A 14,244-nucleotide genomic window follows, 5' to 3' on the forward strand; every position below is an offset into this window, starting at 1 on the left:
TGAGCATAGTACAGAAGTTCGAGTCAATTACTGGCGGTTAATAAATTATTTATGAGTTCCGCGAATTAAGAGCAAAATGAACCGGAGACAGGCAGAGGACACAGAGGAGGAAATGAGATAAATAAAACTTTGAGAAGGTTCGATCGATCGCCCTAGCAGTATTAAAATAATGTTAGCATAAATGCAGTCATTTCTCAATATTATATGTTTCCTTTTAAATATCCAGTGCCGCAAAGCGATCCGCCGCGATCGCCCAGAGAAACGCTGCCGACAATGTACGATTTACCTAGCGAAGATCCGGAGGAACCTGGTTTGCCAGACGAATTTCACGATTTGCAGCCGCAGTTGTTAACCCTGGCGTTTCGCCCTCGCAATTATCAGGCTTCTGAGATATTTAGCGGCACTGACATGAACCTTTATTATGACGTGCAGCACCCTCTGTGGCACAAACGCCCGGATTGGTTTGGAGTTGTGGGAGTTCCGAGACTGTACGATGGATCGGAACTGCGGATGAGTTACGTTACTTGGCAGGAAGGCGTGAATCCTTTTGTAATTGTGGAACTGCTTTCGCCGGGAACGGAAAAAGAAGATTTAGGCGCAAATATCGATGACGAAAATATACCAACTGGGTCGAATGCTGCGGGTAACGGGCAAGTTTTACAGCCTGAAATAAATGAGAAACCGCCCAGTAAATGGGAGGTTTACGAGCAGATTTTGCGGGTTCCTGTTTATGCCGTTTTCAGCCGCTATACTAACAGGTTGCGAGTGTTTGCATTGAATGCCGGACACTATCAAGAATTAGAATTATCTGACTCGCGGGTATGGATTGCCGATCTAGGTTTGGGCTTGGGTTTGTGGCAAGGGGAGTTTCAGGGAGTCGATCGCCTGTGGTTGCGCTGGTATGATGTAGATGGCAACTGGATTCTGACTGAAGCGGAACAGCAACGGCAGCGCGCCGAGTCAGCGGAATCTCAATTGCAGTCTTTAATTCAGCGACTGCGGGAATCTGGCATAGATCCCGATCGATTTTTAAATGGTTAGAAAAACGGCGGTTGAAACCGCGTCTATATAAACAAAGAAAAGACGGCGGTTGAAACCGCGTCTACACAAACAAAGTCCACCTCCGTGGACTGAAGAAGATAACGTAAGTTTAACCCAAAATACTTGGGATTAAGACGGTAGTTGTAACCGCCATGTCTTCAACCTGCGGAGGCAGGTTTTGTTTGTATAGAAGCGGTTTCAACCGCCCGGTTTTCTTGGGATTAAGACGGAGTTGTAACCGCCATGTCTTCAACCGGCGTCCGGCTTGTTTTGTTTGTATAGAAGCGGTTTCAACCGCCCGGTTTTTTATGTCTTCAACCCGCGAAGGCGGGTTTTGTTTGTATAGCAGCGGTTTCAACCGCCCAGTTTTCTTGTTTATTGCTGACACTATTTGCCGTAAATCCTTCCGCATAAGGTGACTGATGCAAATAAGCCTTACCAGCAGAACCGAAAAGTTGCAACTTGCCCGAAATGACCGATCGCATAGCAGCAATTGCCTTTTCCATAACTTCCAACAAATCCGGATCTGACAAAGAACTGCTCGTTTTCAACACCTCCATATAAGCATCGCGCACTTCCGTATTTACATTAAATTTAGATACACCTAATTTAATAGATTGATTAATCATTGATTCCGGCAAACCGCTAGCGCCGTGCAATACCAACGGCACCGAAACAGCAGCCCGGATTTTTGCCAAACGCGGGAAATCGAGTTTAGGTTCGCTGAAATATTTACCGTGAACGTTGCCAATTGTTACCGCTAAAAAATCCACCTTAGTTGCTGCAATAAACTCTACAGCTTCCACTGGATCGGTCATCTTGGCGGCTTTTTCTTCAATTGTCAAACCGTCTTCCGTGCCGCTAATTCTGCCGATTTCCGCTTCAACTACCGCACCGTTAGCGTGGGATAACTCAGTCATTTCGCGAGTAAAGATTAAGTTTTGTTCGTAAGACAAAGGAGAACCATCAGCCATGATGGACTTGATACCGGCGGCGAGGGCGAGGTGAATGTCTTTTTCTGAGGTGCTGTGATCTAAGTGTACTGCGATCGGCACGGAGGACTTGCGCGCTGCTTCCATGCAAAGCGCGACTAAAGGCGATTTTCCGTATTTGAGGGCGCTGGGGTGAAGTTGCAGCATCGCCGGACTTTGCAGCGCTTCGGCGGCATCGATGACGGCTTTTACTCCTTCGAGATTGTACACATTAAAAGCGCCGATCGCATAAGCGTTTCTCCGGGCAGTGTTCAGCAATTCGCTAGTTGAGGCGAGCATAAGTACCTAACTTAAAAACTTTTCAGTTGTCAGTTGTCAGTTGTCAGTTGTCAGTTGTCAGTTGTCAGTTGTTATGGGTCAGTTGTCAGTTGTCAGTGGTTATGGGTCAGTGGTTATGGGTTATGGGTTATTGGTTATTGGTTATTAGTCAGGAGTCCTGCCGTCATCAGTCATTGGGCCAACAGGGCATTAATCACTGATTATTGGGAAATATTCAAAAATAACAAATAACAAATAACAAATAACAATTGTCAACTATCAACTATCAACTATCAACTGTCAACTGTCAACTGTCAACTATCAACTATCAACTGTCAACTGTCAACTGTCAACTGTCAACTATTTTTGTGCGTTCCCAGCGTGCAAACCGCACTCTTTCATCGTCGATTCTTCCCACCACCAACGACCTTCGCGTTCGTGTTGGTTCGGCAATACTGGTTTCGTACAAGGTTCGCAACCAATGCTGACAAAACCCCGTTCGTGCAACTTGTTGTAAGGCACTTCCAAGGCGCGAATATAATCCCAAACCTCTGCCGAAGACCAGTTTGCTAAGGGGTTGAATTTAATTAATTCATGGTCTGGAGTTGAAAAAGCACCGTCAACTTCAATCACCGGAATACCGTTGCGGGTACTGGGGCTTTGGTCTTTGCGCTGACCGGTAATCCAAGCATCGAGAGTATTGAGTTTGCGGCGCAGCGGCTTGACTTTGCGCACGCCGCAGCATTCTTTATGACCGTCTTCATAAAAACTAAACAATCCCTTTTCATCTACTAGGGCTTGTACTTCTGCTGCATCGGGAAACATTACTTCTAATTTAATGCCGTAATGTTTTCTGACTGCATCTAAAAACTGATAGGTTTCTGAGTGCAACCGTCCCGTGTCTAGGGTAAAAACGCGGAAGTTTTTGGTAATTTTTGATGCCATATCGATTAGAACTACATCTTCGGCACCGCTGAAAGAAATTGAGATATTGTCAAAATTGTCTAGGGCAAATTTGAGAATTTCTCGCGGTGTTTTTTGACTGTATTCTGCTTCCAGGGCGGCTATGTTGAGATTATTCTGAGTGGCAACCATGTTTTCGCGCGATCGGTGTTCTTTTTTCTAGCCTTTTATTATAGCCGATCGCCGTATCTCTCTTGCAGATGAATCAGACCTCGCTCCCAGACCCGAACACAGCTTGAACACAGCAGTCGCCGAGAGCAAAAATCCTGATACTTGACAATGGTGTCGCCGACAGCCTGCGTCATCGCTACAAAATTTTGCCCCGCAAGTCCCGCGCGAAGGGATTGATGCGGGGAGAAATGTCAGATACAAGCACGCTCAAATAGTTGATGCTATCTCATATTTTCTGTCAGTTTAAATTGGGTTATTCTGAATCAGACTCAGGTTTTTTCAAATATATGCGTTCCATATCCCGCGTGTTTAAGTATAACGCAACTTTATTCAATTGCAGTTTAGCCGCCATATCCTTAAGCAAGCCTTTAATGACCTGACTTTTGCTGACCACGCCCACATTATACAATAGCCGATCGAGAGTTAGCGATCGCCCGACATAATCTGTTTTAAGGACTGTAAATCCTGCCTTAGTTGCCAGTTTTTCTAGCGTGTTAGTCGTAAAAAAGTAAATATGTCCGTCGCAACTGAGACTTCTTTCTCTTTTACCCAATAATTTGAACATCAAAGTATCGTATCGCGGGGTTTCCATCACGAATATTCCCCCCGGCTTCAAGATCCGATAAACTTCTTTCAATGTACTGCAAGGATCGGAGACGTGTTCGATCACGTGCATCATCAATACAGCATCTGCCGATCGATCTGCGATTCCAGCTTTTTCTAGTATGGTGGGGATGATTTTGATGCCAAACTCAGATTCTGCATATCTGCACATACCCACATTGGGTTCCAGCCCAAGGACATTCCACCCATCTTGCTTAAAGTAGTTCAACAAATACCCCAAGCCACTGCCGACTTCTACTAACGTACCTCTTTCGGGATAATGTTCGCGCAGAAATTTTCGGGTTATTTCATAATCTTTTACTTGCAGTGCTTCTTTTTCCAGCCGCTGCGAATCTTGGTTGACTATTGCAGATAATACAAAGTCGGGATCGTAGTTTTCTATTAATACATTGTCTACTTCTTTGATTCTGGGGTTGGCATACATCAATCCACAGGATTTACAATTGACAATTTGATTTACTTGCGCTACTCCTTGCTCAAATCTAACAGTATATTCATTACTACCGCACAAATTGCAAGCAACGTATGTCATAGCTTTTAAACTCCTATTTTATTCAGGCGATTTCAATATTATTCAACATATTAACCTGGGCAGAGGCAAATAGCAGTAACTTAATATTATTTAACTTTTTCCCAGTTTCTTTTCCCGGTGGAGCTTCGAGCAAATCCGTAAGTCTGTTGCTAGATTTAAGTATAATGCTATACACAAATATCCGATGGCGAGGGGAGGTTTTGCAGTCGTAAACTTGCTCTTTTGATATATCTTTGCCTTCCTCGCCCGTACAATATTTTTTTGACGCCTGTCTGCTTAATTAAAATTCAACGGGAGCATCTCATTTTTGTAAAAAATGCCAAACTGAGATGCTCCCGATTCAACTGTTACTTTTGTTACTTTAGATTGTATTGGCAAATGACTATTTGCTCTCTGCTGCCAAACTTTCCATTTCTTTCTGCCACTTTTTCAACAAAACTTCACGCTCTTTTTGTTCTTGAGGTTCCGGCATTCTCAAGCCATTTGTAGCATCATATTTGCCGTAATACTGCGACATTCCCTGAAAAGATTTAGTTTCCTGATTGGGCATAATTTTTTTCTGTTTCAGCCACTTTTCGCAAGAACTTTGCCACATAAAAACGCGATCGTGCACTTCGCCGCCTAATTTTCTGATGCGCTTAATGGACAGTTCTTTTTTGACAAACAATAGCCGATCGCTCTCTTTGCTGCGCTTAATCAAGCGAATTTCGGCGCCGGTACCCCGGAAAAACTCGATCGCGCAATAGCCCTCCAACTGAAAAATGCAAACTTCCGTTGGAAGAGCGCCGTCTTCCGGTAAGATGTCCACATCAAACGGCAACTGGTAGCCGATCGCGCTCGCAGACGACGGAGGCAACAGCAAGCGCACCCGCAGCAGGCGATCGCTATAATTCGCCCAAAAATCCCGGCGTTCCTCCAACTGCTTAATTTCCGCATCTGAGGGCCGCAGCATCCGCGCCACCAAATCGATTGTTTTCTGGAAATAACTGTAATTTAATTGCCCAATCCATCGTTTCAGGGACTCTTGAGCGGGAGGCGAAAGTAACTGCAACTTCGGATAATATTCGTCTCGCAGCCACTCAACCAATTTCGGGCGTTGATTTTTAAGAATATCGCTCGAAATTTTCACTAACAACTCTTCAACTGCTGCAAGTTGCGGCGCTGGTGGCATTTCTTTCAAGCACCTGAGCAGCCATTCTATGCCCGACAAATCGCAAACCTGATTTTTAGCAAAAATTCCGGCAAGGTGCGGCCCGGCGCGATCGACTACCGGGATACTTGCGGGTAACTGAGCTTTTCCTAACAGTTCTACGGGGGTTTTTAGATATTGCCAACTCAGTTTTGCTAGTTCGTAATCCGGTAAATCGCGGGTCAGTATTTTAATGATTTGTACTGGGAGAGCATCGGTACCAGTCGCTGTATTAGCAAAGTCGGCAAAGCACTCTACCAAAGCTCGATCGAGGGCGGGAGCATTGCTAGAAACAGGATTTTCTAACTGGTGGCTGTAATGCAGCGCCAAACGCCACAGCAACTGCTGTTTCAGGCGTGCATTGTGCTGCGCTAGCAGCCAAATAGCTTGGGATATTTCTCTGCTGCGATCGGGGTTTTTGTTGTCCCATTCAGCTTTTGCCCAAAGACAATAAGTCCATTCTAGAGGAGTAATATTATCGGCTCGCTCGCTCTGGATATCGGCAATAATTTCGGCAATTGCTCGCAAATTTCGCCCTTTTACTTCGGGAATATTTGGCTTATTTGTCGGTGCAAAGTTGCCAGCAGTTTGCATTTTTCTCGGCAGTCGCTGGCTGAAATTTTGCGGCAGTTGAATTTCGCGAAACTGAACGCTCATATTGATAAAATTTCCTATAAAGTTGCGGCACTAAAATTATGAAATTCTGGAGGCATCAACGGGATTTGTTGATAACAAGATTGCGGGATAGTCCGATCGCTCGTCATTCAAAAACCCGGTTTTGGCGATCGCCCGCGCGTCATTCCTGTGATTGTAATATTTTACACAATTTTCGATATTCAGGGAAGGTACGGGAAAACTAGCTGGGGTTGTGCGTCATTCTCTCTTTCGGCAGAAGTCAAGCTAGCTTGTCCGTGCCGTAGTAATCCTGTGAACTCAAAAAACAAGGACAAAAGTGCGTTAGCGTTAGCGTTAGCGTTAGCGAAGCGATCGAACGGAAAGCGATCCGAAGGAAAGGTTGCAGAACAGGATCGACCTACCGACAATCTCCCTCTCAAGTAGCATAGACTAAATTTGTAAATTGTTATTAAATTAATTATACGCGACACCAACTCACAAGTTAAAAGCAAGTTAAGAGAAGTTGCAAACACTACCTAACGCAACAACCCTCTATCGCGTAGCAAATTTTAATGTAGATAAAACTAGAAGGTTTGTGATGAGAATTGCCCAAATTGCCCCCCTATTCGAGCGAGTTCCGCCCCCAGCTTACGGAGGAATTGAACTGGTGGTCAGCCTGCTGACAGAGGAATTAGTAAATAGGGGACATGAAGTCACCTTATTTGCCTCCGGCGACTCAATTACTTCGGCTAATTTAGAATCAGTTCATCCCCGAGCGTTGCGTCTCGATTCCACCGTTAAAGAATACGGCATTTACGATATGATGCAACTGAGCAAAGTATATGGAAAAGCCGGAGAATTTGATATCGTTCATTCCCACGTAGGCTGCGCAGCCTTGTCTTATTCGCACTTAGTAAAAACGCCCACAGTTCACACCCTGCACGGCATTTTTACCCCAGACAACGAGAAGATGTTTAGCTTGGCCCGCACTCAGCCCTATGTAAGTATTTCTAACTCTCAGCGGGAAGATAGATTAAATCTCAACTACATCGCCACAGTTTATAACGGGATCGATCCGGCGACTTACGAATTTCACCCGCAGCCGGACAATCCTGCTTATTTAGCATTTCTCGGTCGCATTTCGCCGGAAAAAGGTGCTCATTTAGCCATAGAAATTGCTAAGGCTTCCGGTTGGCATTTAAAGATGGCCGGCAAAATTGATACTGTCGATCGCGAATATTTCGAGCAAGAAATCAAGCCGCACATTGACGGGGAACAAATAGAATATTTAGGCGAAGCCAACCACGCCCAAAAAAGCGTGCTGATGGGCGGTGCAGTCGCGACATTATTTCCGATTACTTGGCGCGAACCTTTCGGGTTAGTGATGATTGAGTCCATGGTAACGGGAACGCCCGTGATTGCGATGAAATTAGGCTCGACTCCCGAAGTGATTGTTCACGGAAAAACTGGTTTTTTGTGCGAAAGCGTGGCAGAATGTATCGCCGCCATCGAACCTGCCCGGAAACTCGATCGCAGCGCTTGCCGCCAACACGCGATCGATCGCTTCAGCGTTAAAACCATGGTTGATGGCTATGAAGCAGTTTACCAACAAATTTTAAAAGAGCGATTTTCTCAAAACGGTCACGCACATCGTTTGACAGAATTAGAACTGCACAGCAGATAGCTGGGCGAGGACAAATTAAACGCGGGTTGAGTGATCTAAAATTTACGTACAAGATTTTAAAAGCTGGGCTTCTTAAGGAAATGCCCGGTTTTTATCTGAGTTTAATTGTCATTTTAGCTGCTACCAAACCTGGAGTGACCTCTCAGCCGTGCCGTGTTACTACTGTATTTTATGGGAGCATCTCATTTTTGCAAGAAGCATTTTTTATTTTAGTGTTCGCACTATAAATGCAAAACTGAGATGCTCCCTATTTTGTTGATTGAAAACTGCTAGATTAGTGGGTCGATATTATTCGTAGCTTTTTCCTCTTGTTTCACTCTTTAGTATAGATTTAATAAAAATTAAATTTATTTTAGGAAGTCAACTATTTGCTGGCATCAGTTGAAAAAAAATGGTATGATGCCAATAGTGAAGCATTACATCAGGATGCTTCGCCTCAAAATTTAATCTCAAAAAGTCAAGAGTCAAAAGCTCCCGAAAATTAAACTTTTGAAAGCTGGGAATCCACTTTTAGTAACAATGACCGATACAACATATGAACTAGAAGGACAAACATTTGTAGCGGCAGCAGAGGCACCTGTAACCGAGTGGCCTTGCGCGATCGCCGATCGACCTCAACCAACACTCACCCTCAAAGACGACGATTTATTTCTGATTACCGACACCCTCGGCAACATCTCAGGCTGCTTGGAAGACAACAGCGTCGCCAGCCTCGGATTGTTTTGTCACGACACGCGCTTCCTCAGCCGCCTAGAATTGCAAATAGAAGGGCGATCGCCAATTTTGCTCAGCAGCAACGCCGAAAAAGGGTACCTGCAAACAGTCTTGTGCTCCAACCCCCGGATTGACGATCGCATCCCGGCAGAAACCATCGGCATCAGGCGAGAAATGGTGCTCAACGGCGGTTTATTTGAAGAAATAGAAATCACCAACTTTACCACAAAACCAGTCAGCTTTGAAATAAGTCTCAGCTTCAACTCTGATTTCTTAGACTTATTTGAAGTGCGCGGTTACGGCCGCTCCCAACGCGGGAAACTCTTGCGCCTGATGCCCCAAAAAACCGATGAATCGTCCCCCGGCTTCATTGCAGACAAAGAAGCCCTTCCTGCCCATGCTAACGGCTTCTTCGACGGTGAAAATTTGGCAGTAGAAAAGCAAAATGCGGCAATTCAAGAATTAGGAAAAAACCCGATCGGCTCCCTAGCGATCGCCCCATATCCTTGCTGCCATATTCTTGAAGATTTAACCCTGGCCTACCAAGGTTTAGACGGCTTAGTCATGGAATCTCGGATCGAGTTTTACAACCAACCGCCAGCACTGTTTCAAGGCAACACAGCAGTGTGGCGCATCTCTCTAGAATCCCACGAAGCAATCAAATTAGGATATCGGCTCAAAATGCTGATCGACGGCAAATCGATCTCCCAAGTCAGCACTCCCGTAACTTTGACTCAAGCCAAAGCAGCGGAACTTTTAGAAGAGCGAGAATGGCTGAGCGAAATTACCAGAATTAAGTCGGACAAAAATACCTTTAATCGACTCCTCAAACGCGCCGAACAAGACATTTATTCCCTACGGCAAACCTTTGGCAAAGGCAAAGCAATTTCAGCCGGAGTTCCCTGGTTTTCGACATTATTCGGTCGCGACTCTATCATCGCCGCCGCTCAAATCTTAATTCTCGATCCAACTTTAGCGCGAGAAACTCTGACAACTTTAGCTCACTATCAAGGCAAAACTAACGACGATTGGCGCGACGAAGAACCGGGGAAAATACTGCACGAAATTCGCATGGGAGAGATGGCCCGCTGTAACGAAATCCCCCATACTCCATATTACGGAACAGTCGATGCTACGCCTCTGTGGTTGATGCTTTACGCTGAATATTACGCCTGGACTTACGATAGCCAAACTTTAGATCGTTTGTGGCCGAATGCCTTAGCAGCGATGGAATGGATCGATCGCAAATGCGCCGAAACAGGCTACCTCAGCTATTACAAAAAATCCAAGCGCGGCTTAGCAAATCAAGGTTGGAAAGACTCGGGAGATTGCATCGTCAACCGCTCCGGCGTCATCGCAGAAGGAGCGATCGCCCTTTGCGAAGTCCAAGCCTACGTTTACGCGGCAAAAACCAGGCTAGCAGAGATTGCCCGCATCAAGAAACGCATCGATTTGTGCGATCGCTGGCTAGAAGAAGCAAGAGACCTAAAAACCCGATTCAACCGCGATTTTTGGATCGCAGATTTAGATTATTGCGCCCTAGCACTAGACGGTGAAGGCAAACCCGCAGACAGCATTTCATCCAATCCCGGACACTGTTTGCACCTCGGCATTTTGTCCCTAGAAAAAGCTCAAAGCGTAGCCGAAAGGTTGCAAGCCCCAGATATGTTTAGCGGTTGGGGAATTCGCACCCTGTCCTCAAAATCTCCCGCCTACAATCCCATCGGCTACCATACAGGCTCCGTCTGGCCGCACGACAACGCTTTCACAGCGATGGGATTGCGATCGCTCGGCCGCGTCGAACAAGCTCTAGAAGTAGCTCAAGGCTTATTTGACATGACATTGCTGCAACCCTACGAGCGTCCCCCCGAACTCTTTTGCGGCTACGAGCGCAACAGCGAGAGCGATCGCCCCGTCCAGTATCCTGTAGCTTGCTCGCCCCAAGCTTGGGCAACCGGCAGCATTTTTCAACTGTTGCAAATGATGTTAAATTTAGTTCCCGATGCCCCTAACAACCAACTGCGAATTATCGATCCGGCTCTACCAGAATCGATTAATAAACTGTCTCTAAACAACTTAAGAATCGGCTCAACTTTGCTCGATTTAGAATTTGAGCGCTCTGGTGCGTCCACCGCTTGTCGGGTGATGAAAAAGCGCGGTAATCTGCGAGTAATTATCGAAGCTTAAATGTCGCGAACCAAGGGAATTAGTAATTACCAATTCCCTTGGCTCGCGACACGGAACTCGCGGAGGCAGGGATAGCTTTTTCTCTTCCGACTTCATCGGACTTGTTCTTTCTGGCTGATTCTGGCTGATTCTAGCTGATTTTTCCTTCTTCCCTGTTTCTGCTTCCTTCTTTTTTCTTCCCTTGGGCAATGTGACCGGCTATATTGTATTTAGAAGTCGATTAATTTATTCGTTGGTGCGGTGAAGTTAAAGGGCCGTAGCTTTCGCTCGGCGAAAGCCATCGCGCCAGTAGCTTCTGAATCCTCAATAGTCCGCCGTCAACAGCAAAAAAGTGTGGAATTATGTCAAAAATTTTAGTAGTGGACGATGTTCCCAGCGAACTAGAAATCATCTGCCGCATTCTGCAAGATGCCGGAATGCAGGTGATCCGGGCTGGCGACGGCGAAGAAGCGATCGCCCTGATCCGAGAACTGCCGCCGGATCTCGTCGTTTTAGACGTAGTGATGCCGCGAATGAACGGATTTGAAGTGATCAGAGAATTGCGGGGCGATCGCGCCACTGCACACTTGCCAGTAGTATTTTGTACTCATAAAAACACCGATATCGATCAAGCTTGGGGAACCGATTTAGGTGCCGATGCTTACGTCAGCAAACCTTTTGAACCTCAGCAACTCGTCAACATCGTCCAGCGCCTACTTTCAGCGTAAACACAATATATGTCTTCTCATTTAGGTGAGATAATTCGTAATTGGTAATCCCTCGCATTTGACCGGATTCATACCAATTTTTCAAATTCATGCAACAGTAATCGAGCGGGTGTGGATACTGCGATAAATTCCCAACTTCCCGATCGACAATCTCATAGCGACGCACCTAAAAAATAGTTTGCTAAACAAACCTAACACTTTTATTATAGCAAAAATTTGTCAAAAAGTATCACTTGAGAAGCGCTATATCAACTGTTCATTAGCTTTTATAAAACATCATAGCGAGAAAGTCTATTTTTTAAAATTAACTTGGTTTATGAATCCCTTAAAAATTGTATCTATAATGATAGCAATCATTCCCGTTGCTCAACCCGCAATTTATTTAACCATTTGATCCTGCAAAACTGATGCTCAAAAACTTGCGGAGGCGATCGACTTTCCTGAGCGAGCCAAATCCTAATTTCTGAGCTACAGTGACGACTCCCGACGCTGATGCTACGCATACCACAAGGGCTTCTCAGCAACACCACCTATCGGTTCGGTTACTCGCTGAGCTTTAATCACTGTCCGCCCGACAGCAATGTTTTTGATATTGATTGCAGCATTCACATCCCTATCCAACTCTAGCCCGCAGACATGGCAACTATGCCACCTGTCAGCGATGGTTTTAGGGACGCGAGTACCGCAATTAGAGCAGTTTTGGGTAGTGCCGTTTGGGTTCACAGATATAGCTAATTTGCCAGCACTTTCAGCCTGGGAAACCAGAATATCTAGAAATTCACTCCAACCAGCATCTAGGATCGATTTTGCCATCCTAGTTCTAGCCAAACCTTTAACATTCAAATCCTCAAAGCCAATCACATCATATTTATCGATTAATTGCTTTGCAGACTTGTAATGAAAATCTTTGCGTTGCCTTGCTATCTTTTGGTGATGTTTAGCAAGGCGTTTAACTGCTTTACGTCTGCGATTACTACCTTTCTTTTTACGAGAGACCGACTTGTTTCGCAGTTTTTTATCAATCTCAGCCTTTCTTGCAAACTGAGGAATAGGTATAGTTTCAGCATCACTGGTAATCAAGAAATCCTTCAGTCCCATATCAATACCAACAGCACGATCGAGATTGAGATCGGGGATGATTGCGGGAACTCTGACATCTTGCAATGTCAGTACCACATACCAGCCGTCAGCGTTGTTGACGATCTGAGCAGTTTTGATTTTGAAACCATCTGGAATAGGACGATGCAAAATTATTTTCACATCACCAATCTTAGATAGAGTGATGCGATTACTTTTGATGCAGTCCTGTGGTACCTGAGTATAGGTAAAACTGTGATATCTGCCACGACCCTTAAATCTTGGCTTACCAGAACGCTTACCAGCCTTGTCAGCGCTGATGTATCGGTCAAAAGTTTTCTTGACTCTGGCAATGCAATCCTGTAATACCTGAGAATGAATCTCTTTGTACTCAGGAAATAGCTTTTTAGTATTGAGTAGATCTTTCTTTTGCCAGTAATAATCAGGCTGCTCAACTATGGGAGCGATGCTACATGATACCAGAGAGCATGAATTAATAGGGCAACGAGTAGCCTCATACCAGTTAAAACGCTCTGCAAGCCTATAGTTGTACTGCATGCGCAACAGATTTAGCCACTCATCAAAATGATGAGCTTGGGCTTTGTTGGGGCGTAATTTGTACTTGTAGGCTGTTATCATGCCATAATTATACCATATTTTAGCCGTAAGATGTTTTGAAAAAAATTACATTTCAACTTCCCGAAAAAGAGCTTGAATTGCTTGAAGCTTATTGTGCTTACACAGCCAGAGGCAAGACTGAGATATTGAGAGAATTAATACGCAGTTTAAAAATTGACTCTGAAAGCAAAGATTATTGTCCATCTACGGGGCATCGAACCCCAGAAGAGGATACGCTTACATCCCGTCCCTAAACGGAGTACCGTTAGAGCGCGGGGCTTTCGCTTATTAGCTAAAAACAAAAAATCAGCAATGAAAACAACTGCTACCCAAGCGCCAGGGACTCACACAAGTGGAACACAGCAATTTCTGCTTTTCGGTCAAGGAGGGAGTCTCTTTGGCGTAGACTTAGAAGCAGTGCGGGAAGTCCTCTCCCTCAAGGAACAACCGATTTCCCCGGTTCCCAACACCCTACCATTTTTGCTGGGATTAACCAACTTGCGGGGCGAAATCCTAGCAGCAGCAGACTTCGGACGGTTTGCAGGTATTGAGCCAGTTGACACCCACCACCCCAGCAGCCGCATCTTAGTGGTGGAATCGCCCGACCCGCGAGACGTGAGATTGTCTAAAATGCGGATGGGATTAGCTGTCTCCCGCGTCGAAGGAGTTTTGTCTCTAAATCCCGATCGCACTGTCTCGGCGGTAGATGTCAGTCCCGAGTTAGCTCCCTTTTTAAAAGGTTTGTACAATTCCGACGGACGTTTGCTCATGATAGTCGATGTCGAAGCCATCGCCCATTCCGAACGCTGGTAATTAAACAGTTGACAGTTGATAGTTGACAGTTGACAGTTGACAGTTGACAGTTGACAGTT

11 protein-coding genes are annotated in these 14,244 nt (G+C 45.3%); 6 read left to right on the forward strand and 5 right to left on the reverse strand.

What is annotated here, in order from left to right; all coding sequences use genetic code 11:
* Window positions 1-204: 204 nt before the first annotated feature.
* The gene (locus QT974_RS18560) at window positions 205-1,041 is read left to right on the forward strand and encodes a Uma2 family endonuclease (RefSeq protein WP_333469910.1); all 837 of its coding nucleotides are present in this window, start codon (window positions 205-207) and stop codon (window positions 1,039-1,041) included.
* Between the two features lie 314 nt (window positions 1,042-1,355).
* On the opposite strand, the gene QT974_RS18565 is transcribed toward QT974_RS18560, so the two are convergent.
* The 4 genes from QT974_RS18565 to QT974_RS18580 all read right to left on the reverse strand — a co-directional run bounded on the left by QT974_RS18565 (window position 1,356) and on the right by QT974_RS18580 (window position 6,427).
* Window positions 1,356-2,312 (reverse strand): class II fructose-bisphosphate aldolase, encoded by a 957-nt coding sequence (locus tag QT974_RS18565; protein WP_333469911.1) that lies wholly within the window; start codon window positions 2,310-2,312, stop codon window positions 1,356-1,358.
* Between the two features lie 339 nt (window positions 2,313-2,651).
* Window positions 2,652-3,386, reverse strand: a complete 735-nt coding sequence (locus tag QT974_RS18570) for a phosphoadenylyl-sulfate reductase (RefSeq protein ID WP_333469912.1) — start codon at window positions 3,384-3,386, stop codon at window positions 2,652-2,654.
* 292 nt (window positions 3,387-3,678) lie between these two features.
* Window positions 3,679-4,581 carry a class I SAM-dependent methyltransferase gene (locus QT974_RS18575; RefSeq protein ID WP_333469913.1) on the reverse strand — a complete coding sequence of 301 codons (903 nt, stop codon included), beginning with the start codon at window positions 4,579-4,581 and terminating at the stop codon, window positions 3,679-3,681.
* A 382-nt stretch (window positions 4,582-4,963) separates the two neighbouring features.
* Entirely contained in the window at window positions 4,964-6,427 is a 1,464-nt protein-coding gene (locus QT974_RS18580) for an EH signature domain-containing protein (RefSeq protein WP_333469914.1), read from the reverse strand.
* Between the two features lie 556 nt (window positions 6,428-6,983).
* Between QT974_RS18580 and QT974_RS18585 the strand changes: the two genes are divergently transcribed.
* From QT974_RS18585 to QT974_RS18595, 3 genes are all read left to right on the forward strand, one after another.
* Window positions 6,984-8,069, forward strand: a complete 1,086-nt coding sequence (locus tag QT974_RS18585; protein WP_333469915.1) for a glycosyltransferase family 4 protein — start codon at window positions 6,984-6,986, stop codon at window positions 8,067-8,069.
* Between the two features lie 519 nt (window positions 8,070-8,588).
* The gene (locus QT974_RS18590) at window positions 8,589-10,970 is read left to right on the forward strand and encodes an amylo-alpha-1,6-glucosidase (protein ID WP_333469916.1); all 2,382 of its coding nucleotides are present in this window, start codon (window positions 8,589-8,591) and stop codon (window positions 10,968-10,970) included.
* A 341-nt stretch (window positions 10,971-11,311) separates the two neighbouring features.
* Window positions 11,312-11,677 carry a response regulator transcription factor gene (locus QT974_RS18595; RefSeq protein ID WP_333469917.1) on the forward strand — a complete coding sequence of 122 codons (366 nt, stop codon included), beginning with the start codon at window positions 11,312-11,314 and terminating at the stop codon, window positions 11,675-11,677.
* Between the two features lie 495 nt (window positions 11,678-12,172).
* Here QT974_RS18595 and QT974_RS18600 read toward each other — a convergent pair whose 3' ends face one another.
* Window positions 12,173-13,393 (reverse strand): RNA-guided endonuclease InsQ/TnpB family protein, encoded by a 1,221-nt coding sequence (locus QT974_RS18600; protein WP_333469918.1) that lies wholly within the window; start codon window positions 13,391-13,393, stop codon window positions 12,173-12,175.
* 35 nt (window positions 13,394-13,428) lie between these two features.
* On the opposite strand from QT974_RS18600, the gene QT974_RS18605 reads away from it, so the two are divergent.
* On the forward strand, window positions 13,429-13,626 hold the full coding sequence (locus QT974_RS18605; RefSeq protein ID WP_333469919.1) for a ribbon-helix-helix protein, CopG family: 198 nt from the start codon (window positions 13,429-13,431) through the stop codon (window positions 13,624-13,626).
* 58 nt (window positions 13,627-13,684) lie between these two features.
* Entirely contained in the window at window positions 13,685-14,185 is a 501-nt protein-coding gene (locus QT974_RS18610; RefSeq protein WP_333469920.1) for a chemotaxis protein CheW, read from the forward strand.
* Window positions 14,186-14,244 lie beyond the last annotated feature (59 nt).

This window comes from Microcoleus sp. BM001215392 (assembly GCF_036700185.1).
Taxonomy (GTDB): Bacteria; Cyanobacteriota; Cyanobacteriia; order Cyanobacteriales; family Microcoleaceae; genus Microcoleus.